At 62.6% G+C, this 21,325-nt stretch carries 24 protein-coding genes; 12 read left to right on the forward strand and 12 right to left on the reverse strand.

Features of this window, described 5'->3' with window-relative positions:
* Positions 1-168 precede the first annotated feature (168 nt).
* The 3 genes from D3876_RS02940 to D3876_RS02950 all read left to right on the forward strand — a co-directional run bounded on the left by D3876_RS02940 (position 169) and on the right by D3876_RS02950 (position 2,312).
* Positions 169-1,089 carry a nucleotidyltransferase and HEPN domain-containing protein gene (locus tag D3876_RS02940; RefSeq protein WP_119759601.1) on the forward strand — a complete coding sequence of 307 codons (921 nt, stop codon included), beginning with the start codon at positions 169-171 and terminating at the stop codon, positions 1,087-1,089.
* Between the two features lie 264 nt (positions 1,090-1,353).
* On the forward strand, positions 1,354-1,803 hold the full coding sequence (locus tag D3876_RS02945) for a hypothetical protein (protein WP_119759602.1): 450 nt from the start codon (positions 1,354-1,356) through the stop codon (positions 1,801-1,803).
* Positions 1,800-2,312: an RNA polymerase sigma factor gene (locus D3876_RS02950; RefSeq protein WP_119759603.1), complete on the forward strand. Its 513-nt coding sequence runs from the start codon at positions 1,800-1,802 to the stop codon at positions 2,310-2,312. The genes D3876_RS02945 and D3876_RS02950 overlap by 4 nt, the downstream gene beginning before the upstream one ends.
* A 129-nt stretch (positions 2,313-2,441) precedes the next feature.
* Here the strand turns inward: D3876_RS02950 and D3876_RS02955 are convergent, their stop codons facing one another.
* Positions 2,442-3,332 carry an ImmA/IrrE family metallo-endopeptidase gene (locus tag D3876_RS02955; protein WP_220475408.1) on the reverse strand — a complete coding sequence of 297 codons (891 nt, stop codon included), beginning with the start codon at positions 3,330-3,332 and terminating at the stop codon, positions 2,442-2,444.
* A 3-nt stretch (positions 3,333-3,335) separates the two neighbouring features.
* Entirely contained in the window at positions 3,336-3,704 is a 369-nt protein-coding gene (locus D3876_RS02960) for a helix-turn-helix domain-containing protein (RefSeq protein ID WP_119760952.1), read from the reverse strand.
* 160 nt (positions 3,705-3,864) lie between these two features.
* Between D3876_RS02960 and D3876_RS20350 the strand changes: the two genes are divergently transcribed.
* The 6 genes from D3876_RS20350 (at position 3,865) to D3876_RS02985 (ending at position 8,960) form a co-directional block, all read left to right on the forward strand.
* Positions 3,865-4,002, forward strand: a complete 138-nt coding sequence (locus D3876_RS20350; protein ID WP_164499238.1) for a hypothetical protein — start codon at positions 3,865-3,867, stop codon at positions 4,000-4,002.
* An 81-nt stretch (positions 4,003-4,083) separates the two neighbouring features.
* The gene (locus tag D3876_RS02965) at positions 4,084-4,323 is read left to right on the forward strand and encodes a hypothetical protein (RefSeq protein ID WP_220475410.1); all 240 of its coding nucleotides are present in this window, start codon (positions 4,084-4,086) and stop codon (positions 4,321-4,323) included.
* Positions 4,324-5,275: 952 nt separating this feature from the next.
* A complete protein-coding gene (locus D3876_RS02970; protein ID WP_119760954.1) occupies positions 5,276-5,737 on the forward strand; it encodes a DUF2958 domain-containing protein in 462 nt (153 codons plus the stop codon).
* A 93-nt stretch (positions 5,738-5,830) separates the two neighbouring features.
* Positions 5,831-7,564, forward strand: a complete 1,734-nt coding sequence (locus D3876_RS02975; protein WP_119759605.1) for a ParB/RepB/Spo0J family partition protein — start codon at positions 5,831-5,833, stop codon at positions 7,562-7,564.
* Between the two features lie 192 nt (positions 7,565-7,756).
* Positions 7,757-8,203 carry a Ros/MucR family transcriptional regulator gene (locus D3876_RS02980; protein WP_119759606.1) on the forward strand — a complete coding sequence of 149 codons (447 nt, stop codon included), beginning with the start codon at positions 7,757-7,759 and terminating at the stop codon, positions 8,201-8,203.
* Between the two features lie 430 nt (positions 8,204-8,633).
* On the forward strand, positions 8,634-8,960 hold the full coding sequence (locus D3876_RS02985) for a DUF736 domain-containing protein (protein ID WP_119759607.1): 327 nt from the start codon (positions 8,634-8,636) through the stop codon (positions 8,958-8,960).
* A gap of 35 nt (positions 8,961-8,995) precedes the next feature.
* Here D3876_RS02985 and D3876_RS02990 read toward each other — a convergent pair whose 3' ends face one another.
* The 5 genes from D3876_RS02990 to D3876_RS03010 form a co-directional block, all read right to left on the reverse strand.
* Positions 8,996-10,315 carry a site-specific integrase gene (locus D3876_RS02990; protein ID WP_119759608.1) on the reverse strand — a complete coding sequence of 440 codons (1,320 nt, stop codon included), beginning with the start codon at positions 10,313-10,315 and terminating at the stop codon, positions 8,996-8,998.
* A 238-nt stretch (positions 10,316-10,553) separates the two neighbouring features.
* Complete coding sequence (locus D3876_RS02995; RefSeq protein ID WP_119759609.1) at positions 10,554-10,925, reverse strand: MerC domain-containing protein; 372 nt, start codon at positions 10,923-10,925, stop codon at positions 10,554-10,556.
* A gap of 144 nt (positions 10,926-11,069) precedes the next feature.
* Entirely contained in the window at positions 11,070-11,579 is a 510-nt protein-coding gene (locus D3876_RS03000; RefSeq protein WP_182911848.1) for a Rid family hydrolase, read from the reverse strand.
* A gap of 115 nt (positions 11,580-11,694) precedes the next feature.
* Complete coding sequence (locus tag D3876_RS03005; protein ID WP_119759611.1) at positions 11,695-12,018, reverse strand: antibiotic biosynthesis monooxygenase family protein; 324 nt, start codon at positions 12,016-12,018, stop codon at positions 11,695-11,697.
* A 152-nt stretch (positions 12,019-12,170) separates the two neighbouring features.
* Positions 12,171-13,964 (reverse strand): aminopeptidase P family protein, encoded by a 1,794-nt coding sequence (locus D3876_RS03010; protein ID WP_119759612.1) that lies wholly within the window; start codon positions 13,962-13,964, stop codon positions 12,171-12,173.
* 282 nt (positions 13,965-14,246) lie between these two features.
* Here D3876_RS03010 and D3876_RS03015 point away from each other — a divergent pair, with 282 nt between their 5' ends.
* Genes D3876_RS03015 through D3876_RS03025 form a run of 3 tightly spaced genes read left to right on the forward strand, consistent with a single transcriptional unit; the run spans position 14,247 to position 17,050 of the window.
* The gene (locus D3876_RS03015) at positions 14,247-16,307 is read left to right on the forward strand and encodes a S9 family peptidase (RefSeq protein WP_119759613.1); all 2,061 of its coding nucleotides are present in this window, start codon (positions 14,247-14,249) and stop codon (positions 16,305-16,307) included.
* Complete coding sequence (locus D3876_RS03020) at positions 16,304-16,705, forward strand: acyl-CoA thioesterase (RefSeq protein ID WP_119759614.1); 402 nt, start codon at positions 16,304-16,306, stop codon at positions 16,703-16,705. Before D3876_RS03015 ends, D3876_RS03020 begins: the two co-directional genes overlap by 4 nt.
* A gap of 54 nt (positions 16,706-16,759) precedes the next feature.
* Positions 16,760-17,050, forward strand: coding sequence for a GIY-YIG nuclease family protein (locus D3876_RS03025; protein ID WP_119759615.1), 291 nt, complete (start codon positions 16,760-16,762; stop codon positions 17,048-17,050).
* A gap of 58 nt (positions 17,051-17,108) precedes the next feature.
* On the opposite strand, the gene D3876_RS03030 is transcribed toward D3876_RS03025, so the two are convergent.
* The 5 genes from D3876_RS03030 to D3876_RS03050 all read right to left on the reverse strand — a co-directional run bounded on the left by D3876_RS03030 (position 17,109) and on the right by D3876_RS03050 (position 21,298).
* Positions 17,109-17,807, reverse strand: a complete 699-nt coding sequence (locus D3876_RS03030) for an alpha/beta fold hydrolase (RefSeq protein WP_238475213.1) — start codon at positions 17,805-17,807, stop codon at positions 17,109-17,111.
* Between the two features lie 166 nt (positions 17,808-17,973).
* Complete coding sequence (locus D3876_RS03035) at positions 17,974-18,903, reverse strand: electron transfer flavoprotein subunit alpha/FixB family protein (protein ID WP_119759617.1); 930 nt, start codon at positions 18,901-18,903, stop codon at positions 17,974-17,976.
* The gene (locus D3876_RS03040; protein ID WP_119759618.1) at positions 18,900-19,649 is read right to left on the reverse strand and encodes an electron transfer flavoprotein subunit beta/FixA family protein; all 750 of its coding nucleotides are present in this window, start codon (positions 19,647-19,649) and stop codon (positions 18,900-18,902) included. The genes D3876_RS03035 and D3876_RS03040 overlap by 4 nt, the downstream gene beginning before the upstream one ends.
* Before the next feature lie 46 nt (positions 19,650-19,695).
* A complete protein-coding gene (gene sucC, locus D3876_RS03045) occupies positions 19,696-20,895 on the reverse strand; it encodes an ADP-forming succinate--CoA ligase subunit beta (RefSeq protein ID WP_119759619.1) in 1,200 nt (399 codons plus the stop codon).
* 91 nt (positions 20,896-20,986) lie between these two features.
* The gene (locus tag D3876_RS03050; protein ID WP_119759620.1) at positions 20,987-21,298 is read right to left on the reverse strand and encodes a hypothetical protein; all 312 of its coding nucleotides are present in this window, start codon (positions 21,296-21,298) and stop codon (positions 20,987-20,989) included.
* Between the last annotated feature and the right edge of the window lie 27 nt (positions 21,299-21,325).

Genomic DNA, 21,325 nt, shown 5'->3' on the forward strand with positions numbered 1-21,325 from the left:
GATATTCCCGCAACCGCACCGCGATTTCAGGCAATCCAGATGCCGTCTCAATCGAAGCAATTCCCATAAAATCGATTCGAACTTCGGGGCGCCCACGTTCCCCGCGGCCTATGCGTCGCCCGCGATTGCCCTTGCCAACCGACGGGGATTGCCCGAAGATTCCGATGCATGCGCACCGATCTCGATCATCTTCCTGCCGCCAAGCAGCGCGAGCTTGAACGCGTCGTCGAGGCGATCTTCGACGAGTTTCGCGGTGCGACGGAGAATGCGACCGGCCCGCGCAAGGGCGCGCGCATCCTCAAGATCATATTGTTCGGCAGCCATGCCCGCGGCGATTGGGTCGACGCGCCGCTGTCGGCCAACCAGTATAAATCCGACTACGACATCCTCATCATCGTCAGCCAGAAAGAGCTCACTGATCGCGCTGCCTATTGGGCTAAGGCCGAGGAACGGATGATCCGCGCCTATACGATCGAGAAGACGCTCCGCACGCCGGTTAACTTCATCGTCCACAGTTTGCATGAGGTGAACGACGGGCTCTCGCACGGACGCGTCTTCTTCATGGAAGTCGCCAAGGATGGGATTGCGCTCTACGACGCCGATGACCGAGGGTTGGCGACGCCCAAGCCCAAAACTGCCGAGCAAGCGCTTGAGGCTGCCACAGAGTATTTTGAGGAATGGATGCCCAGCGCAGCCGGCTTTCTCGATACGTCGAAGTATGCGCTTAGCCGGGGCAGGCTGAAGGAGTCAGCCTTTCAGCTGCATCAGGCAACCGAGCGACTATACGGGTGCTTGTTGCTGACGCTGACCTTCTATACACCATACAACCACAATATCGCCTTCCTGCGATCGCTCGCTGAAGGACACGACCGGCGCCTCTATGGCATCTGGCCCGAGAGCAATCGTCGCGAGCGATCGACGTTCCAGAAGCTGAAGGAAGCCTACACCAAGGCCCGATATTCGAAGCACTACAAGATCAGCGAAGAAGAGCTGTCCTGGCTGGGCGAGCGCGTCGAGGAGCTCGGCCGTGTCGTCCATCAGGTCTGCTCCGACAAGATCGCCGAGCTTGAGGCGGCGGTACGCAAGTAGACGCTGAACCCTCGTGACTTGCCGAGACTCCCGGATTCTGGCATAATCCGCCTCACGGAATGGAACGACTGGCGGCCATTCCGGGGATAATCCTGCCAGGCATCATGTAGGTCCGGCCGCGTGTCGGACGGTTGCTGATAGCCGCTCCAGCGGTCCGACAGCGAACACCGCTTGCCCATCCGCGCATGAATGCGCGGACCGCCGCGGTGCGAGCTGCAAATGACTACCCCACATTCGAACGACGCTTACGCGCGCGAAGTCGTGATGGCACGCGTCGGCCATCTCATCCGACGCAAGCAGCGAGAAATCGAACGCATCGCCCGCATATTGCGCTGCCTGTTCGATCCATCACGGGTACAGGCGCCCGAGCCAGGACAAATCAAGCGGATCATCCTGATAGGCCCCTACGCGCGACGATCCTGGTATGAAGACAGCCGGACGCTCGAATTTTCCGATTACGAGTTCTGGGTCGTCGTCAACCACCCCATGCTCGCCGACGAACACTGCTGGCGGCGGGCGCTGGCGACGATCGACCGGGAACTCGGCAATCGATGCGCCGTCGACGTCGAGATTTATTCCAAGTCCGACATTCGCACGGCCAAGGCCGAGCGCGACACTTTTATCCTCGATCGCATCGAGGCCGGCATCACCCTCTACCGCGCTTCGCGGGATGCGCCGCTACCCGAATATTCCCTTCGGGAGCGGCAGCCATGACGCCCCCCGGTCCATTCGCGTCGTTCGATGCATTTTACCGGAGCGAGAATAACCAGTTGTTCCATTTTTTCAGGCGTCGAGTGGGGCGCGAGGAAGCATCCGACCTCACGCAAGAAGCGTTCACACGAATGTTGCGTACCGGGGCATTCGACCGGGTGGAAAATCCCCGTGCCTACCTTTTTCGCGCTGCCCGGAATCTCGTGATCGAGCGCGCACGTCGAGGAATGCGCAAGAAATCCGGGCTATTTCCTTTCGATGAAGAGCGTGACGCACCCGCCGGCCCAGAACAGGCGTTGGCTATGGAAGCATCGGATTTGCGGCGTGGCTTACGGCGCGCAATTCTGGCGATGCCTCGTCGCACGCGGCGCATATTCCTGATGCACCGGTTGCGGCGTCAGACCTGCCGGGAAATCGCGGAAGAAATTGGCATTAGCGAACAGGGAGTCGAGTACCATATGATGCGCGCACTCGCGCGATGTCGAAAGGTGGTAGCGTTCCAACGGTGGTGAATGGGAGAAGCGCCGAGACGACCGCTTCGCGCCCGAGGTCGGGCGTTCGGGCCAAAGCGGGTGTCACCTCAAAGCGGTCGTTCGATAAATTCCACGGGTTCAATCTTGCCCCTCCCCGTGAAAGTGGCTTCAGCTTCTAAAGAGGGTGGTCGGGCACGCAAACAGCAAGATATTGTAGGAGGTATCCAGCGCTTCCCCAATGAACTCGTGGTGCTCCCCATCCAGGTCGGTAAGCCGGATGGTCGTTGGCCTTGTCGCCTTGCCAAACGGGACGAGCGGCCAGAGCGGATGGGTCTTCGTGATCGTGGGAAGCTGTGGTCGCCCGAACTGTTGCTCGAAAGAAAGGGACGTTTCGACCCTGCGAATCTCCGCGCTCCAACCATTTATCGGACATATTGCAGGTTTTTCGATGGCCATCGCGATGCAAACATGGCGGTGGGTCCGCGCATATTCGCGCAAGCCCGCATACAAAGACACTTTGAAACCGCGCTGCATCTTCTTGACCGACGAGAAGGAGAGCGGAAGATCAGCCGCTCTCTCGGCGTAAGCATTGCCGTTGAAAATCGCGAACCGAGCAAAGTTGTTCGCTTCTCGCTCAAACTTGTCCGCGATTGAAGGATCTAGCTCTTCCTGGCTGTCTTCAAAAAATCGGAAGATTTTGCGTTGATGGGGAAGCTCGAAATGGCCCGTTTCATGCAGCTTCAAAAACCGCTGGCGTGATTCCAGCACAGTATCGTCGATGTGGATGACCTCTTCGTGAGCATCTAGAATGCCCAGAACTTTCCCGATGGCTTGTTTGACGAGATTCGCAGCCTGCTTGCCTTTCGCGATGGCGTAAGCGGCAATGGCGCGAGGGTCGAAAATGCTTGTCGGTGCAACCTTGAGATTGGCCGCGCTCAGCAAATCGTCGATCGGGACCGGGACAACGCCCCAAGCATCGGCCCGTTGAAGAAGCATCCTCGCCCGGCTCTCGACAAACTCCCTTTCGGCGTGGCTTAACGAACTGTCGTCTTTGCGCACTACCTACTTCTTCTCGCTTCGCATGAATTTGAGAAAGCGAAGAAGCTCGGCTTCCTCGTCCGAAGACAGGTCAATCTCGGCAAAGGTAGCTGCTCTACCGTGACGCTTAGGTGCGTCAGAAGATTGTTGCGGCGTCAAATATCCCGCACGTTCCATCAGGCCGATATAGTCGATATCATAGGTTATCGAAAGAGCATGAAGCACGTTAGGCGACGGCTGCTTCACCTTGTCGTTTTCAAGCTGGCTTAGATACGCGTTGGATACTTCCTTGCCGGTCATTTCCTCGACCTGTCGCAAAGAGAAGCCGCGATCGGATCGCACAGCCGCCAGGTAGCCCCCCAGCGTTGACGCCTGCTTATTGCCGTCGAGCACGATCAATCCAAACTGCGATTTTGCATGGGCGAATTCTAGCGGTTTCTGCTTGATATAGCAAGCGCGCTTGATTGATGCTTGACATATCAAGCGCGCGTTGCAAATAAAGCGTCACGGCTCGTCGATTCCCGATCGGTCGGAAGGAAAGGAGGTAAATGAAATGGCAGGCAACAAGGAAGTGACGAGCGCAAAGGCGGCATCGGCGGCGGCGAAGGTTCTCAGCGATCCCAAGTCGAGTCCGGCGGCTAAGAGCGCGGCCGCATCGGCGCTGACGCAGCGACCGAACCGCGGAAAGTAGCAAAGTAGGGAAGAGCCGGACCAGGTCCGGCTCTTTTCCCATGTGAACGAAGGATTTGATATTATGCGAGTTCAAGGAGCAATGATCCGCGAGCAGGGGCAGTCCTTTGCGATCGTCATCGTCAAGCCTCATGTCGTTCAGAACAGAAGCGCGGCGGCAGATGCCATTCGCAGCTTCGCGCCGGTATTCGGTGTTCCTGTCGTGTTGATGGCGCAGGATGGGCGCGGGCGACCTACCTATTATGGGCGTCCGGACATTGCCCGCTTCCTCTCGTCGGTGCCGCTTCGTAATATCCCTTGGCGGGAGTATACCATCAACTAATTCGTCCTCGCTAATCACCAGATTGGGGATTGTGCGGACGAGGTTTTTGCGGGCCAGGCTCCGGGAATAGGCGATCTGATTTTGAATCCGGGCGTCATACAAGGCCAAGATCGACAGTATCCCCAGAACCGGCAGATTTGGACCGTCGTGGGGCGCGTATTCAACTGAAGAGATAACGAAGACTACGTGTCGCTCATCGTGGCTGCCCGTGATGGCACGGTCGCGGATGAGGCGTATCTCCAATGAGCCGCACCTCGATCAATCCTGTCTTCCACGTCGTGATGCTCTCCTATTTCCCGACGTTCGCGCGACAACGGCGACGCAAATTGACGCAGGATTTTTGTACGCATGCGGAGATAAAGCCCATAGTCTCGCTATGGCTTGGGGAAAGGAGGGGAACGCTTTCTCCTGACGGCCGGTCGCGGTCCGGCCGCACCCCTTCCGCGGGGGGCTGGCCGCCCCCGCGACGCCCCGGTCTGATGAGCGCGGTTGCCGATGGGCGCTCGCTGCCGGCGACGAGCGCCAGCAGGGATCGCGCGTTTGTCCTGACCGCGCTGCGCACTCGGCGCGTCTGTCTTGGCGGTGCGGCGGCTAAGCACGGCTGCGCACGCACGCCGCAACGCCCACGGCCGGTCCGAGAGCGCGCTCCTTCTCACGATCCGCCGACGCGGCGGCTAAGTCTTCGTCGCTGACGATCATGTCGACGCCGCGCAGGTCGCGGCGGCGTTGTTGATCGGCCTCCCGTCTGTCGCTGGGTTGGCCGGCTCTCCCCTCTGGGCACGTCCCGGCGTCCCGCAAGCCGCCCTTCGACTTCGCTCAGGACTGGCTCTTCCTCTTCGTTCCAGCCCTTCGGGTGCGGGCCGCCTTCCTGGCCGCGCCCGGCAGGTCGCTCTCGCCGCCCACCCCCGCTCCGCCGGGGGCCTGATGGTTAGGGGGCGGGATGGAGGATGAGATGGTCAGGGCCAACGAACGTCGTGATGGAGGAAAGCTCCTGTCGCCGGATTTGCGCGCTGCGTTGCGCGCCAATGACGAGGCGCGGCGCGCTGCCGTGATGGAGGGTGCGGTGGAACCGGATTTCGTGCCGGTCGCCAAATTCTTCTCGCCGGTCGGTGCGGCGACGTGGCTCGCGACCGAATTGGGCGAGGATGGCGACACCTTGTTCGGCCTTGCCGATCTCGGTTTCGGCTGTCCCGAGCTGGGGGCGTTCAGCCTTGCTGAACTCTTGTCGGTGCGACTGCGCTTCGGCCTTGGCATCGAGCGCGATCTGGATTTCGATTCCGGGGTTCCCTTGTCGGGCTGGGCCGCTGCGGCGCGCCGCGCGGGATCGATCATCACTGCCGAACAGAATTTCTGCCGCGCTGCGGTGCGCGGCGACGAGCTTCCGAAACCCTTGGGCAACAGGGGCGACGGCTGACGCAGGCGGCGCGTTTCGCCGTCATCGCTAGCCGGTCCGCCCAATCGCGAAACTCGACGGACCGGCACCTTCAACGTGAGAAAGGTGAAAGTGATGAAACTCGACTTTATCGACCTTGGCAAGCTTTCGATCAGCAAGGCCAATATGCGCTACGCGAAGAAAGCGCCCGACGTGTCGGATATATTGCCCACGGTCCGCGCGCGCGGCGTTCTCGTTCCCTTGATCGTGCGCCCCAATTGCGCCGAAGGCGCATTCGAGATCGTTGCGGGCGCGCGGCGCTTCACGGCGGCGACCATCGTTGCCGGTGAAAAGGGTGAGGCCGAACCTTTGCCCTGCGCCATTCTCGAAGAGGGTGACGATGCCGCCGCGCTCGAAGCCTCGCTGATCGAGAATGTCGCGCGGCGCGATGCCGACGAGGTCACCCAGTGGGTGACCTATACCCGGCTGGTGATGGAAGGCCGCAGCGTCGCCGACCTCGCCGAGACGTTCGGGATGCCCGAGCCGATGGTCAGGCGCATCCTCGCGCTCGGCAATCTCCTGCCGCGCATCCGGTCGCTCTACGCCAAGGAAAAGATCAGCGCGGGCACGGTGCGACATCTGACGATGGCGTCGAAAGGCCAGCAGCGCGCATGGCTGGCGCTGTTCGACGATGCCGACGCTTATTGCCCGCAGGGCAACCAGCTCAAGAACTGGCTGTTCGGCGGCGGCGCGATCAAGGTCGATCATGCGCTGTTCGACGTCGAGGCGAGCGGCCTCGCGATCATTGCCGACCTGTTCGGCGACGAGCGCTATTTTGCCGACAGCGATGCCTTCTGGACCGCGCAGCTCGCCGCCGTCGAGGCGCGCCGTGCGCGGTTTCTGGAGGATGGCTGGGCCGAGGTGGCCGTTCTGCCCAAGGGTGAATATTTCCGTGAGTGGGAATTTCGACATGCGCCGAAGCGCAAAGGCGGTCGCATCTATATCGAGGTGCACGGCAGCGGCGAGATCGACATTCGCGAAGGCTATGTCACCGCCAAGGAAGCCGCGCGGCTCGACAAGGGAGAAAGGATCGAGGCCGCGCCTAAGCCCAAGCGTCCCGAACTGACTTCGCGGATGCAGACCTATGTCGACCTCCATCGTCATGCCGCCGTGCGCGCGGCGTTGACCGGGCATCCCGCCGTCGCGTTGCGGTTGATGGTTGCCCATGCCATCGCGGGGTCGCCGCTGTGGAATGTCAGGATCGAGCCACAGTCGGCGAGGCAAGACGACGTGCGCGAGAGCGTCGAGGTCTGCCGCGCCGAAACCATGTTCGACGAGAAACGCCGCGCGGTGCTCGCACTGATCGGCTTCGATGCCGACGAGCCGAGCGTGACCGGCGGTAATTCGATGCCGCTTGCGCCGTTGTTCAAGCGGCTGCTCGACCTTCCCGACCGTGCCGTGATGGACGTGATCGCCATCGTTATCGGCGAAACGCTGTTCGCCGGGAGCGCGGCGGTCGAGGCAGTGGGCCTCCACATCGGCATCGACATGGCTTCATGGTGGAACGCCGATAATGCCTTTTTCGACGGGCTTCGCGACAAGGAAGTGCTGACCGCGCTTGTCGCCGAGGTCAGCGGGGCCGAGGTTGCCGCTGCCAATGCCAAGGAGAAGAGCGCGACGCTCAAGGCGATTATCCGCGATCATCTGGACGGCACCAACGGCCGCACCAAGGTCGAAGGCTGGGTCCCGAAATGGATGACCTTCCCGCCCGCCGCCTACACGGCACGCGGCGGGGTCGGCACCGTCGCGGCGCATGGCGAGATAGCGGCACCCGAGGCCGAGGAAGAGCCGCAACGCCAGGCCGCGTGACGATAAGGGGCGGCGGCGCGGGCGGCGGCGCCCTTTTCCTGATCTCTCGCGTCCGGCGCCGGTCCCCGAAAAATCGCTCGCCGCGCGCCCTTGGCGGGCGCACGGCGCGATGCCCTATGGGTCAGATGGCAAGGCAGTTGATAGGGCATAGGCGGAAAAAGGAGATCGCCAATGGCCAACGATGCCTAAGATATGTTGCTCACCCTGACCGCCGATATTGTCGCGGCGCATGTCTCGAACAACAGCGTCGGCGTGGCCGATCTTCCCGACCTGATTACGCGCGTCCATGGCGCGCTTGCTGGACTTGGCGGACCTGCCGAGGAGCCGGTCGAGGAACAGCGGCCCGTGGTGCCGATCCGTTCGTCGGTGAAGCCCGACTACATCGCCTGTCTCGAAGACGGCAAGCGGCTGAAGATGCTGCGCCGTCATTTGATGACAGCCTACGGCATGACGCCCGACGACTATCGCGCCAAGTGGAGCCTGCCGCAGGAATATCCGATGGTCGCGCCGAATTACGCCGGGAAGCGCCCCGCGCTCGCCAAGCAGATCGGTCTTGGCACCAAGGGGCGCGGTGGCGGCAGGAAGCCGGCCGCGAAGGCGGCACCTGCGGAGCGCAGTCGCGCCAAAGCGGGCGCCTGACGCACCCCTGTCTCGGCCCGCGGCTGAAACAGCCGACGGCGGTTTGCTGGTGCAATTGCCGAGGAAGCGGATATGCCTTGGCGAGGTGATCCGTTTCGGTCCCGACAGACGGCGCGCCGGTCTGGTGAAAGCCGAACGTGCCAGCCAGTCTCCGTCGCACCGCACGAACCAAGGCCCGTCACGCCCTCTTCGAAATGGCTTGATGACCGAGACCGGCTGCGCCTCTGCCGCTCGAGGCCGCAACGGCCGGTTCGCCCTTTTTTCCCCTGCCGGAGGCAAGCGCCGTCATTCCTCGCGAGACAAAAAAGAGCGCCCCTGTCGTCCTCCAGCTTCGCTTGCGGGCCTTCGGCTGCGGCCGCGGCAGTCCCGGCCACTTCCCAAGCCATCGAGGCCATGAAGGGCATGGTCTCAAGTTTGGAAGGACATCAACATGGCTACCATCGGCACTTTCAAGAAGACCGCCAAGGGCGAGTTCGTCGGCGACATCGTGACACTCAGCGTTCAGGCCAATGGGGTTCGCATCGTCCCCGAAGACAATCGGACCAGCGAAAATGCTCCCTCGCACCGGGTTCTCGTCGGCTGCGCCGAGATCGGCGCCGCCTGGGCCAAGCAGTCGAGCGAAGGCCGCGACTATCTCGGACTCAAGCTCGACGATCCGAGCTTCGCCGCTCCGATTTACGCCAACCTTTTCGACGACGAGGGCAGTGAAAGCTTCAACCTGATCTGGTCGCGTCCCGGCCGCCGCGGCGGAGACTGAACGGCTCGACATCCCGCCCGGTGTGCCGGGCGGGATTAAGGCGCTGCCGCGACTTCCGGCTCTCCTTTCCCCGCCTGGACGGGCCGACCGAGCGCTTCTGCGATAGGAGCAGTTACACGGTCCGCTGTCATGCGGGCCGGATCATGCGAGATGTGCGCGTAGATAGCGGTCGACCGGGCATTCGCATGCCCCAGCAGCGATCCGATCATCAGGAGCGCTTCGCCCGCCGACGCGGCAGCGCTACCTAAGGTATGACGCAGGACGTGCGGCGTCACACCCGGCAGTTCGGCTTTCTTGATCGCCACCTGCCAGACGGTTTTTGTCCCCTGATAGAAGCCGTCGCCGCGCTCCGCCGGAAACACATAGCCCACGGCCTCATCGGGTTTCATGGCTTCAAGAAGCGCAGTGGCAGCCGCGCCAAGTGGGCGAACGCTTCGGCCGGTTTTCGAATCGTCGAAGATCAGCAATCCGCGTTCGAGATCGACCTCGGACCATTTCAGGCCGGCAATCTCGTTTCGCCGGCAGCCGGACAGTGCCCACAAGCGCGCGATGTTCACCGCCTTGGCGTTCGCGCCTGCGGCTTCGACTGCGTCTAGCGCGGCGCCTAACCGCTTCACTTCCTCGATCGAGAGGAAGCGCGTGCGCTTGTTGTCCGTCTTCCGGACGCTTGCATCCTCAACCGGGTTGTGGGTGACACGCGTCTTTCGCTTGTGCGTCTTGAGGAAGGAATAAACCGCGGACAGATCGCGCACGACCTTGCGCGCCGCGCCCTCGCCGCCGCGCACGATCACGCGCTTGCGCTTCCCCGTTTCGGGGGCGACGACCCACTCGTCACGGGCCGTCTTCCCGGCGCTTACGTCGCGCACGAATGTCGTGATGTCACCCTCGTCGATCTCGGTGACGCGCCGTTTGCCCAGCAGCCGCACGACGTGATGACGAAGGCGCGCGAGAGTATAGGCCTTGGTCATCGGCTTCATCGGCTCGCCCTGCCGGATGCCGCGCTGCACGAAACAGCCCTCCTGCTCATAGAAGTCTATGGCCTGCGCCAATGTCATTTCGGCGCGCTTTATGATGCGCTCGCCACCGGGGTCTTCCCCGAGACGCACCCGCGCGAGCGCAATCTCGGCCGCCTTTCGGGCGTCGGACGCAGAAATCTCGGGAAATGTGCCTATAGTGTACCAACGGGCTACCGCGGTTCGGCCCCCTTCGCCGGTTCTGTACTTCACCACCCAGGTTTTTATTCCTGCCGGGGTCACCCGTAATCCGAAACCGGAAATCTCAAAATCCCAAAGATTATAGCGGCTGGTTCGGGTTTCGGCGCCTTCAGCGACCGACTTTGAGAGTTTCGTTTTCATGGACAGGCGTGTAGCAAATTTTCTCTCTCTGGGCTACCACCGGGCTACCACCGCGAAGGTGTTCCCCGATGATTGCTGGAGGATAAATTGGAATAAAATGGCGGATTACCGAGATTTTTGCAGTCAGAGGCAATCAACGGAAAACAGCCAAAAACGCCGAAACGCAACCTTGCCAAGGTTGGGGTCGAGGGTTCGAATCCCTTCGCCCGCTCCAGCGATCCACAAAATCGCTATCGCTTCAGCGCGCGCGCCAGTTGGCGACGTGGCCGACGGTCAACAGAATGCTGCCGACCACGGTCAAACCCGTCTCGGCCGCAACGGCATGTCCGCCAAGCGCACCCCAGCCCAAAAGCAGCAGACCCAAGATACCGGTTACCAGCGGCAGCCAGAGACCATGCCGACGCCAGCCCGCGGCGAGCGCCAGCGCGCTCATGGGAAGCGCCAGCGCGAGCGCGGCAAGATGAAAGCGCTCGGGCAAGTGCAGCAGGTCAGCAAGCGCCGGGAGCGCCGCGATCAGCACGGGCAATGCCAGGCAGTGAATCAGGCAAATTGCGGATGCGCCAATTGCCGCCGCGTCCCAGATGCGCTGCCGGCGCCGCGATTGATCCATGACAAGCTTCCATAATCCATCAACACGTCAACGCAATGATATAATGTATCGTTGCGTTGACGTGTATCTGGGAAGGACGCATCCGCCTGTCAACGCGCGCGCTCAAATCTTTTCGCGGCCGCCACTGTCCCGTGCGCTACCTGGCTATTTTACGGGCGCGGCGCCCGGCCGGTAAGCAACGATCTTGATCTCCGTCAGCCCCTGATCAGGCAGCAGCCGATCGATATCAATCGCGGTCCATGCGGGGGGCTGGCCCTTCAGCCTGCGCTTGGAGACGGTTGACAGTAGGTCGATCTGCGCCGTGATATCCGTATGGAAGCTCGTCATTTCGACGACATCGTCCAGCGTGGCGCCCATGCGCTTCAATGTCGCTTCGATCTGATCGAAGGCGCGCTCATAGCCGGGAACGAGATCGGCCTCGCCCGGCCCCTGCCCGACGACGACACCCGAGACGTAGATCATGCCGCCCGCGATCACTGCGCTGGCATAACCATATTGCTCCTGCCCCGCGCGCTCGCGCGGGTTGGCGGACATCAGCACCGTCTGCTCGGTACGCGCCTGCGCAAGCGCGTTGCCGGGCGTCAGCGCCACGGCCAGCAGAGCGCCGCAGCCCTGCGCAACATGGATCGCGACGGACGTAGATTTCAAACGCATCGATATTGCCCCTTCCTGCATCGGGCTGCCGGAGAGCGCCCGACGAGAAGAAGTGGCAATATCGATTAGGGGCGCGCGCGATATTCGACAAAAGGCCGAGTTTTTGCGACCCAGCTTATGCGCGCCGGGTCAGCAGGTCATCGGTCACGGTCATCGTGAATACGGGCGCGTGGCCCGGCGGCGTTTCGGCGATCGCATCGACGAACATCGCGCGGGCTTCCTGGTCCTCATAGACCATCCTGGCGTCGAACGCCCTTTGCCACGTCGCCTCATCGGGCCATTCGGCATAGCCGACGAAGCGTCCGTCGCGATCCTGGTGGAGCCGCGAGCCGTAGCTGCCATAGATCCGCGTGATCTGTTCGGTGCCGCGCCGCCAGGCCTCGCGGAACTGGTCCTCCTTGCCCGGATGGACGCGCCACCAATAGACCGCAACGAACATGGCAGACCTCCTCGGCCAATTGAATCGTCATGCTGAACTTGTTTCAGCATCCATGAACACGGGCTCGTCAGGTATTGCACCGCCGGTGTTCATAGACCCTGAAACGAGTTCAGGGTGACGTAACGGCTCGGCCTAACTGCGGAGCCGTCAGGTCAAAGCGGCGCGCACTGGGCCTCCAGCCACGCCCTGTCCGCACCCTCGAGCTGCGGACCGACGATTTCGAGGACCTTGGCGTGATAGTCGTCGACCCATTGGCGCTCGACCGCCGACAGCATCGATACATCAATCAGCCGCCGCTCGATGGGCGCGAAGGTCAGCGTCTCGAAACCGAGCACGGGCTTCTCCGCGCCCGGCACATCGCGCTCGACGACGAGCACGAGGTTCTCGATGCGGATGCCGTAGGCGTCGGTCTTGTAATAACCCGGCTCGTTCGAGAGGATCATCCCCGCGCGGAGCGGCTCGTCGGTGCCCGCCTGACCGCCCGCGGACATGGCGATGCGCTGAGGCCCCTCATGCACCGACAGGAAGCTGCCCACGCCGTGGCCCGTGCCATGCGCATAGTCGAGGCCCGCCTCCCAAAGATATTGCCGCGCCAGCGTGTCGAGCTGGCCGCCGCGCGTGCCCGCGGGGAAGATCGCGCGGGCGAGCGCGATATGCCCCTTCAGGACGCGCGTGAAGCGATCGCGCATCTCCTGCGTCGGCTCGCCGATTGGCACCGTCCGCGTCACGTCGGTGGTGCCGTCGCGATACTGCCCGCCCGAATCGACGAGGTAGAGCGAGTTCATCTCGAGCGGCCGGTTGGTTTCCTCGCTCACCCGGTAGTGAACGACCGCGCCATTGGGCCCCGCGCCCGAGATCGTGTCGAACGACAGATCCTCAAGCAGCCCGGTTTCTTCGCGGAAGGCGAGCAGCTTGTCCTGCGCGGAAATCTCGGTCTCACCACCCTTGGGCGCCTCCACAGATATCCAGCGCAGGAATTTGCTGAGCGCCGCCCCGTCGCGCGCCTGCGCGGCACGGTGCCCCGCGATCTCGACGGGGTTCTTGATCGCCTTGGCGAGCACCACGGGCTCGCGCATCGGGTGGACGATCGCCCCCGCATCGTCGAGTCCCTTGAAGATCGCGGAAACCGCACGCTCGGGATCGACGACGACATGCTTGCCCTTCAGTTTCGCGAAATCGCCCGCAAACGCGCCGCGGTCATGAACACGCACGGCGTTGCCGAGATGCTTGGCGACATCGTCCGCCATCTTTTCGGGCGCAACATAGAAATCGGCGGTCGCATCGCCATGGACGATCGCATAGGCGAGCGCGACGGGGGTGCGCTCCACATCCTTGCCGCGAATATTAAAGGTCCAGGCGATCGAATCGAGCGCCGACAGCACAACCGCATCGGCATGTTTCGCGTGCAGCCAGTCAGCGATCTCCTGGCGCTTGTCGTGCGCGTTGCGCCCCGCAAGTTCCTCGGGATGGACGACCAGCTTTGCCTTGCTGGGTTCGGGCTGATCGGGCCAGATCTTGTCGACGGGATTGGTGTCAACCGCGACAAGCTCGGCGCCGCGCTCGGCGAGCGCTTTGGTGGCCTGCTCGACCCACGCCTTGGTGTGGAGCCACGGGTCATAACCGATCCGCCCACCCTCGGGCGCGTTCTCGCCGAGCCAGGCGGCGACGCTGGTTTGCGGCACGCTCTGATATTGCCAGAGATTGCCATCGACCTGATCGCGGACCTGAAGCGTATAGCGCCCGTCGACAAAGATCGCGGCGTCCTCTGGCAGGATCGCCGCCGCTCCCGCCGATCCCTGGAACCCCGTCAGCCACGCGAGCCGCTGCGCATAGGCGCCGACATATTCGCTCATATGCTCGTCGCAGATGGGGACGACGAAGCCGTCGAGACGGTCGGCCTTGAGTTGGTCGCGCAGCGCCTTGAGACGCGCTTCATGGGTGGACATCGGGTATTCCTTGATTTCTATTGCAGACGATCAACATAGGGCCTTGGCATTCGCCTTGCCAGTCTTGCCCGGAGACGAAAGAGCCTTGATGCGTCCAGACCTTGATCGTTTCAGGTTGAATCGACCTGAAACGTGAATCAAGGTCTCAACCGTTTGAATAGAGCCTGATTCACGGCATCGGCGGAAGCACGAAGTGCTTCCACCTCAACCGATCAGGCTCCAGGCGTTGCCGCCGCACTTTTGCTCGCTACCCCCACTCCAACTCTCGCCCAGAAAGACACGATGACCGAGCTTCCCGCACCGCCCAAGGCCGAACAGCGCCCGCATCAATATTCGCGCCACGGCTACACCATCGACGATCCGTATTTCTGGATGAAGGACCCGGCATATCCCGAGGTCAACGACAAGAACGTGCTCGATTATCTCAAAGCCGAGAACGCCTATTTCGACGCCGCGATGAAGCCGCGCGAGGCGCTGGTCGACACGCTGTTCAAGGAAATGAAGGGGCGCATCAAGGAAGACGATTCGAGCGTGCCGCAAAAGGACGGCGACTGGCTCTACTGGTATGCCTATCAGGTGGGCGGCCAGTATCCGATCCACTATCGCAAGCTTGCCGCAGGCGGCGAGGACATGGTGCTGTTCGACGAGCCCAGTGAGGCCGAGGGCAAGGAATATTACCGCCTCGGCATCCTCGAGGTCAGCCCTGACGGCAAGCTGATCGCCTATGCCGCAGACAGCAATGGCTCCGAACGCTTCACGTTGAAAGTGCGCGAGATCGCGAGCGGAAAGGAGCTCGAGACGATCAGCAGCGTCGTCAACGGCGATGTCGTCTGGGCCTCCGACTCGAAGAGCCTCGTCTATACCGAGGTTAACGACCAGTGGCGCAGCTATCGCGCGCTGCATCACGTGCTCGGCACCGATCCCAGGACCGACAAGGTCATCTACGAAGAAAAGGACGAGCTGGGCTTCCAGGTCGCGGTGGGCGACACGCAGGACGAGCAGTGGATCGTCATCGGCACCGGCGACAACCAGACGAGCGAGCTGCGCCTGCTCCCCGCCTCAAACCCCGCGGCCGAGCCCATTCTGATTTCTCCGCGCAAGGAAAAGCGGCTCTATTCTGTCGATTCAGCGCATGGCAAGCTCTGGGTCCACACCAATGACGAGCATGTAAACTTCCGCCTCGCCGAGGCCGATCCAAAGAACCCTGGCGAATGGAAGACCGTGATCCCGGGATCTGACCGTGTCTATCTGACGGGCGTTGCGACTTTCAAAAAGCACATGATCCTCAGCCAGCGCGTCGACGGGCTCGATCAGGTCATCCTGCGCGACTATGAAACCGGCAAGGAAAGCCGCGTCCCCTTCGCCGAGGCGAGCTATTCGGCCGGGTTGTCTAGCAATCCCGAGTACGACCCCGACGTCTACCGCGTCTCCTACTCGTCGATGGTCACGCCGCGGACGACCTATGAGTACGACCCGGCGAAGAATATGCTGACCACCCTGAAAGTGCAGGAGATTCCTTCGGGCTACGACCCGAGCCAGTACGCGACCGAGCGCGTAACGATCACCGCACGCGACGGAACCAAGGTGCCCGTCTCGGTGGTCTACAAAAAGGGCTTCCGGAAGGACGGCGAGGGCAAGCTCTTTCTCTACGCCTATGGCGCCTATGGCTATGCGATCCCGCCGAGCTTCTCCACGGTCCGCCTCTCGCTGCTCGATCGCGGCTATGCCTATGCGATCGCGCATATCCGCGGCGGCGACGATCTCGGCTATAACTGGTATCTCCAGGGCAAGGCCAAGGCGCGGTGGAATACCTTCCACGACTTCGCGGACGTCGCGAAGGGGCTGGTCGAGGCCGGGTTCACGCGTGCCGGCAATATCGCGATCAACGGCGGGTCGGCGGGCGGCGAGCTGATGGGCGTCGTCTCCAACACCGATCCGGAACTCTGGGGTGCAGTCGTCGCCGATGTGCCCTTTGTCGACGTGCTGAGCACCATGCTCGACGAGAGCTTGCCGCTCACCCCAGGCGAATGGCCCGAATGGGGCAATCCGATCACCGACAAAGAGGCGTTCGAACTCATCCGCGGCTACAGCCCCTATGACAATGTCGAGGCCAAATCCTATCCGCCGATGCTCATCACTGGCGGGCTCAACGATCCGCGCGTGACCTATTGGGAGCCCGCCAAATGGGCGGCAAAGCTGCGCGAGACCAAGACCGACAAGAACGTCCTGCTTCTGAAGACCAATATGGGCGCTGGCCATGGCGGCAAGTCGGGGCGGTTCGACAGCCTCAAGGAAGATGCCGAAGCCTATGCCTTCGTGCTGTGGCAGATGGGAGGCGAATGAGCGCTTTCGAAAAGCGCATCACCGCCGAGCCTGGCGACATCGACGAGCTCGGCCATGTGAACAATGCCGTCTGGGTTCGCTGGATCCAGGACATGGCGGTGTCGCACTGGGCGGCGCGCGCCGATGCCGTGCATGCCGACGCCTATATCTGGGTCGTGGTGCGCCATGAGATTGATTATCTCGGCAATGTCGGCCCGGGCGAGAGCGTTGTAGCGCGCACCTGGGTCGACCCCGAAGGCCCGCGCGGGGCGCGCTTCGACCGCCATGTCGAATTCTCTGGCAAGGACGGCAAGGTAAAGGTCCGCGCCAGATCGACCTGGGCGATCATCGACCGCGCGAGCGGTCGGATCCTGCGCGTGCCCAAGGAAGTGTCGGCGCGGTTTCTGGAAAAGGCCTGAGCGCTTCCCTACGTGTCATTCCCGCGAAAGCGGGAATCCAGTACGGTGCCCGGCGTGGGCAAAAGCTATCACGTTTACATCCTGGCCAGCGGCCGCAACGGCACGCTTTACACGGGCGTAACCGGATCGCTCGCGCATCGCATCTGGCAGCATCGCAATGGTCAAACCGATGGGTTCACCAAGCGATATTGCGTGACCACGCTGGTTCATGCCGAGGAGTTCGGGGATATCGACGCTGCCATTGCGCGCAAGAAGGCGATCAAGAAATGGCGCCGCGCGTGGAAGCTGGAACTGATCGAACGCCACAATCCTGACTGGCGCGATCTTTTCAGCGACTTGGCCTGATTGCGGCATCGCGCTGGATTCCCGCTTTCGCGGGAATGACAGCAAAGGAACCGGAGCCTTACGCCTCGAGCGCCTTCAGGATCGCCTCGATCGAATCGGGCGACGTGGTGAAGCCCATATGGCCGCACGCGACCTCGAGCGCATGATCGCGCTCATGTGGAAGGCCCCGCGACGTGGCGGGCGCAACGACGCCGTCATTCTCCGACCACAGCGCAAAGGTCGGCACCGGCGGCTTTTCGGTGAGGTTGACGGGCAAGGGTGTGCGATCGACCGGATGTCGGTTGATGAGTTCATAGAGCCGCCAGGCGTGATTGGCGCGCAGATCGCCCGAAAAGGGGCTGCCCAGCGTGATGACGCGCGAAACGCGGTCGGGCCGATGCTTGGCATATTCGCGTGCGATCAGTCCGCCGAGGCTCCAGCCGATTAGTGCGGCGGGCTGTCCGCATTCGCGCTCGATCCGGTCCATCTTGCGGTCGAGCCGCTCGATGATGTCGCTGCGGACGCCGAAATTGCGGCCCTGGCCCCAGCTATAGGTCATATAGTTGGCCGCTTTGAGCGTACGGCGCAGCATCACCGTGGAGCCGTCGGAGGCGAGAAAGCCCGGGAGCACCATCACCGGCTTCCGCTCGCCGTCATGCTCAAAGCGCAGCGCGGGCCCATAGCGCCAGCCGCGGCGCAGATCGGCAAGCACGCGCACCTCGCGCAGCAGCGCCCCCAGTGGGGGTGCACTGACATATTGCGTCTGTAACTGGCTCACGACTCGACCCATGACATTTTCATGACATGGAATAATGGCCAAAAATAGTAACAGTTCCGTCACATGCGCATTTTGCAGGCGCGAAGACGGTGCTTGCGCTGGACGCAAACGAAAAAGGCCCCGGCTTTCGCCGAGGCCCTTTCCGTGTCGAAATGCGTGTTTCGCGTCAGAGCTTGCCGGTCAGCTCGGGCACGATCTTGAAGAGATCGCCGACGAGGCCGATGTCGGCGACCTGGAAGATCGGTGCGTCCTCGTCCTTGTTGATGGCGATGATGACCTTGGAATCCTTCATGCCGGCGAGGTGCTGGATCGCACCGGAGATGCCCACCGCGACATAGACCTCGGGGGCGACGATCTTGCCCGTCTGCCCGACCTGATAGTCGTTGGGCGCATAGCCCGCATCGACTGCGGCGCGGCTCGCGCCGACCGCTGCACCGAGCTTGTCGGCGAGCGGATCGATGACCGCGTGGAACTGCTCGGAGGATCCCAGCGCGCGGCCGCCCGAGACGATCACCTTGGCGCTCGTCAGTTCGGGACGCTCGGACTTGGCGATCTCGGCGCCGACGAAGCTCGACAGACCCGCATCGCCCTTGCCCGAAACGCTCTCGACCGCAGCCGAACCGCCCGTGGTCGCTGCCTTTTCAAAGGCAGTGCCGCGCACAGTGATCACCTTCTTGGCGTCGCTCGACTGCACCGTTGCGATCGCGTTGCCCGCATAGATCGGACGCGTGAAGGTATCGGCGCTCTCGACCGAGAGGATGTCCGAGATTTGCGCGACGTCGAGAAGTGCTGCGACGCGCGGCGCGATGTTCTTGCCGTTCGAGGTGGCGGGCACGACGAACGCGTCGTAACCGGCCATCAGGTCGGCGACCAGCGGTGCGACGTTCTCGGCGAGCGCATGGCCATAGGCCGCGTCGTCCGCGAGCAGCACCTTGGCCACGCCCGCGATCTTGGCGGCGGCATCGGCGGCGCCCTGCGCGCCCTGCCCAGCGACCAGCGCATGGACTTCGCCCAGCTTGGATGCGGCGGTAACCGCCGCAAGGGTCGCGTCCTTCACGGACGCATTGTCATGTTCGACGAGGACGAGGACGCTCATGCCGCCACTCCCAGAGCCTTGAGTTTCGCAACCAGTTCATCGACATCGGCCACCTTGACGCCTGCCTGGCGCACGGGCGGCTCGGTGACCTTCAAAGTCTTGAGACGCGGGGCCGTGTCGACGCCGTAGTCGGCCGGGGTCTTCTGCTCGAGCGGCTTGGACTTGGCCTTCATGATGTTGGGGAGCGAAGCATAGCGCGGCTCGTTGAGGCGAAGATCGGTCGTCACGATCGCGGGCAGCTTCAGCGACACGGTCTCGAGACCGCCATCGACCTCGCGCGTCACCTTGGCCTGGCCGGCCTCGAGCTCGAGCTTCGACGCGAACGTGCCCTGACCCCAGCCCAGCAGTGCGCCGAGCATCTGGCCGGTCTGGTTGCTGTCGTCGTCGATCGCCTGCTTGCCGAGGATCACCAGCTCAGGCGCCTCGGCCTCGACGACCTTGGCGAGCAGCTTGGCCACCGCCAGCGGCTCGACCTCGCCCTCAGCGGTGATCAGGATCGCGCGGTCTGCGCCCATCGCCAGCGCCGTGCGCAGCGTTTCCTGCGCCTTGGCCTCGCCGATCGACACCACGATGATCTCGGTCGCGGCGCCCTTTTCCTTCAGGCGGATCGCTTCCTCGACCGAAATTTCGTCGAAGGGGTTCATCGACATTTTCACGTTCGCCAGATCGACGCCCGTGCCATCCGCTTTCACGCGCGGCTTCACATTATAGTCAAGCACCCGCTTGACCGGGACCAGCACTTTCATGGCTCTTGCCTTCCTTGCTTCGCTCAAACTTCCCCGGGGAGGATGTTCAGGCGGCTACCTTTACCTGCGCCACGATCTTCTTCGCGGCATCGCCAAGATCGTTGGCGGGAACGATATCAAGCCCCGATTCGGACAGGATCTTCTTGCCCTCGGCGACATTTGTACCCTCGAGGCGCACGACCAGCGGTACAGAGAGGTGCACTTCCTTCGCTGCGGCGACGATGCCCTCGGCGATGATGTCGCAGCGCATGATGCCGCCGAAGATGTTGACGAGGATGCCCTTCACCGCGGGATCGGAAAGGATGATCTTGAACGCCGAAGTCACCTTCTCCTTGCTCGCGCCGCCGCCGACGTCGAGGAAGTTGGCAGGAAAAGCGCCATTGAGCTTGATGATGTCCATCGTCGCCATGGCAAGGCCCGCGCCGTTGACCATGCAGCCGATATCGCCGTCGAGCTTGATATAGGCGAGGTCGTGCTTCGACGCCTCGAGCTCCATCGGATCCTCCTCGGTTTCGTCGCGGAGTTCCATCAGGTCCTTGTGGCGGAACAGCGCGTTCGAGTCGAAACCGACCTTGGCGTCGAGCACCATCAGCTTGTTGTCGCCGGTGATCGCCAGCGGATTGATCTCGATCTGCGCGGCGTCGGTGCCGAGGAACGCGTCATAGAGCTTGGCCGCAACATTCTGCGCCTGCTTGGCGAGGTCGCCGGTCAGCCCCAGCGCCGCGGCAACCGCACGGCCGTGGTGCGGCATGAAGCCCGTGGCGGGATCGATGTCGAGCGTGTGGATCTTCTCGGGCGTGTCGTGTGCGACGGTCTCGATGTCCATGCCGCCTTCGGTCGAGACGACCATCGCAACGCGACCAGTGGCGCGATCGACGAGAACCGCGAGGTAGAATTCCTTCTCGATGTCGACGCCGTCGGTCACGTACAGGCGGTTGACCTGCTTGCCGGCTTCGCCCGTCTGGATGGTGACCAGCGTGTTGCCGAGCATGTCGGTCGCATGCGCCTTCACCTCGTCGAGCGTCTTGGCCAGGCGGACGCCGCCCTTGGCGTCGGGGCCGAGCTCGACGAACTTGCCCTTGCCGCGGCCGCCCGCATGGATCTGCGCCTTCACGACATAGAGCGGCCCGGGGAGCTTCTTGGCGGCCTCGACCGCTTCCTCGACCGAGAGGGCCGCATGGCCGGCGGGAACGGGCACGCCGAACTTCGCGAGCAATTCCTTCGCCTGATATTCGTGGATGTTCATGGGCGATCCAAGCCTTTCCGCATTGCAACAGGGAGAGTCGCTGGCGGCTTAAGCATAGCTGGGCCACGAAGGAAACCCCCCGCTTTGGGGTTCAAAACCCCAGCGCGCAGCCGGCGGCGGCCTTGCTCGTCTCGGCAAGTATCTCGGGGTCGCGCAAGGCGCGGACCTTGTGGAGGAATTCCGTAGCGGAAAGATCGCTGATGCGATCGCCCTTCAGACTGCCCAGCGACTGGATGCGGCGCAATTGCGCAATCGACAGTTCGTTGACCATGCGATCGGCCATGCACGACGCCATGGCAGGCGAAAGTCCCGCGTCCTGCAGGCCATTGCGCAGCCGGGTTTCCGGAGTCGCGCACGCCGAAAGCGCGAGCAGCGGTATGAGGCAAACATGGCTATAACGCATTAACACTCCGTCATGCTGAACTTGTTT

The sequence above is a fragment of the Sphingomonas cavernae genome, assembly GCF_003590775.1.
GTDB classification, from domain to species: domain Bacteria; phylum Pseudomonadota; class Alphaproteobacteria; order Sphingomonadales; family Sphingomonadaceae; genus Sphingobium_A; species Sphingobium_A cavernae.